Raw genomic sequence first — 2,269 nt, 5'->3', positions numbered from 1 at the left:
GAAAGAGGCACTGAACCAGTTCTCACTGTTCTTCGAGGACCGGCTCAGCGTCCAATGACACCAGCCGACTTACACAAGATCCCTGACACGTCCGACAGGGCCGTTAAATTGACACACCCCAGTTCGGGGTGAGGTCGGTGTGCTGGTCGGTGATGGACCACTGGGCGGTGGTGCCGTCGGTCATGGCCTGGAGTTCACCGTCAGGGGTGCGGGTGAAACTGCTGGTGCCGTCACTGGTGAGGTTGTTGGAACCGCCGTCGTACGCGAAGGACGTCGTGCCGTGCTGGCGTGCCTGCCCGTCTTCGCCCATGCCGCAGGCCATGGCGAGCTTCACTCCCTCGCGCAACGCCTCCTGTTTGGTGGCGTAGGCGCACACGTCCAGCCGTCCGATGCCGCATGTGCCAGAGTCGACACCGCCGGGGCCGCCGTCCGCGCCCGCTCCGCCAGGCGGTAGACGACACAGACGCCCACCTTCCGGATCGCCGACTTCCACCACGTCCTGCGCAGCTCGAACAGCTACCTCGCCTCGGGCGCCTCCGACGGTCTTCGATCGTGGTGTGGCAGCGTTCTGGCTCCAGCTTGTGCGGAAGCTTGCGGAACAAGCGGCCGGTGGCGACTGCCTGCGGGCCGTGGTCCCCGGCGGCCTCTGCCAGGGTCCAACCGTTCTTGCACTTCGTCCCGCTCAGCAATCCCCGCAGGTAGGACACCATCCTCCGTCTCGGCTCCGCGCGCCCGAACCCCGCGAACCAAGCTACGAAATCACCGAGCAGAACTGACTACTCGTCAGCTTCCTGCCACAACGAAGAACTCAACGACACCGCACGCGACACAACACAGACGTGACGTTGCAGAATGCTGTCAATAGGTATCGACCTGGCCGATTCGCTCAAAGGACGGCTCCCCCTCGATCACAGGAACTTCCAAATCCTCACGCAAGGCGTGCCAAAGAAAATCTGTGAAGCCCATTTCCAAGAGAGCCCAACCTCCCATTTCCACCGCGACTTGCCATTCCCTCCCCCCTGACCCCGGTGGGACCAGGAAGACATGATTTCCCGACGTTGATCTACCAATCGGAACAAATCCGCCCCTCGCGGGATGAATGGGATAGGGATATGCCTCAGGATCATCCCGAGACAATTGCTCGTAGGTCTGCGACGCCTGTTCCCAGAGCAACCCAAGTCGCAGTCCTTCGCTCCCCGAAGCGCGGGGGTGGAAAATATAGAGTTGATCGTTTACGCAGCCAGGGCCATAAGCCGAAACGAATTTCTTGTAGTCATCTGGTAGATGATCTCCATATATCGATTCGAGAGCATCCCAGTCACTGGAAACATCACTGTTGACTTGAGGCACTCCAAGAAAATCACGGAACTGAAAGATCTCCACCCGATGTCCTTTCTGAGCAAGAAAAACCGCCGGTCGACCTATTGTAAACCGTACAGTTCAAACTATATCCACCATCGCCGACAGCATACATCTTGACCTCTGTCGGGATGGCCGGATCAACTCCGCCGTAAACTGGAACAACACCAAGAGTCACCCTCTGGCCCGACCTTACATCATTTGTTACATCATTCTCCAATGTTCTCATATGGGGCGAGTCCGCAGGTTTCTGGTAGCCGGCCACGAAATTACTCAATGTGTCATGCGCACCCCCCATCTGATTGCCAATCAAGTGGAGCGCAGCCCGATTATTGACTGGAAGTCGGTGAAATCCTTCCGGCTTCCATTTCGGATCAAGTCGCCAGGGGCGCAGGTCAGATGCGTCGATCCACGCAACTGCACCAGTCGCTCGGCATTCATTCACTCCTGGACCGAATCGCGTCATAGGAGCGTAGTAGAACGCCGAATCCGTGGAGGGGAGATCTCTAGAACAAGTACTCCGAGTTCGTTTTGCGGAATGGTCAGCCCCTGTTCCACCAAATCCGGCATCGACATCAATATCCAACTCTGGAAACAATTCCTGGATATCTTCAACACCTGTTGCATCAACCGGAGCGAACGGATCGGTCGACCCAGTTGTCATTTCGGCCAGGACTTGCGTGCTGTAGAAGATTGCCTGGTCAATCGCGCTCTGTTGAATTCGGGCGACATCGACCTGTGGCCGGGGAGCTGGCCTGGTCGGTGCCACCCCAGGGTCCCGGCATGAAGTCGCTCTGGGGTGAGTCGTCCGGTCTGGGGGTGTGGTCCGGGTTGCGGGCATACGGAACGGGCACGATCCCGGTGATCATGTGAGTGTCTACGTCCCATGATCACGCTGGAAGACCGTGCC

At 58.4% G+C, this 2,269-nt stretch carries 3 protein-coding genes and 1 pseudogene; all 4 read right to left on the bottom strand.

All coding sequences use genetic code 11. The features are described from left to right. Positions 1-103: 103 nt before the first annotated feature. Positions 104-376 carry a hypothetical protein gene (locus tag ACFYT4_RS36150; protein ID WP_389279153.1) on the bottom strand — a complete coding sequence of 91 codons (273 nt, stop codon included), beginning with the start codon at positions 374-376 and terminating at the stop codon, positions 104-106. A 238-nt stretch (positions 377-614) separates the two neighbouring features. After that, positions 615-770, bottom strand: a pseudogene (locus ACFYT4_RS36145) (IS701 family transposase); the annotation flags it as partial. Positions 771-858: 88 nt separating this feature from the next. Beyond that, positions 859-1,383 (bottom strand): SMI1/KNR4 family protein, encoded by a 525-nt coding sequence (locus ACFYT4_RS36140; RefSeq protein WP_389279151.1) that lies wholly within the window; start codon positions 1,381-1,383, stop codon positions 859-861. After that, a complete protein-coding gene (locus ACFYT4_RS36135; RefSeq protein ID WP_389279148.1) occupies positions 1,361-2,128 on the bottom strand; it encodes a DNA/RNA non-specific endonuclease in 768 nt (255 codons plus the stop codon). The genes ACFYT4_RS36140 and ACFYT4_RS36135 overlap by 23 nt, the downstream gene beginning before the upstream one ends. Positions 2,129-2,269 lie beyond the last annotated feature (141 nt).

The organism is Streptomyces sp. NPDC004609, from assembly GCF_042873655.1.
GTDB lineage: Bacteria > Actinomycetota > Actinomycetes > Streptomycetales > Streptomycetaceae > Streptomyces.
The sequence above is the reverse complement of the archived record's forward strand: the minus strand, read 5'-3'. Positions and strand labels throughout refer to the sequence as shown.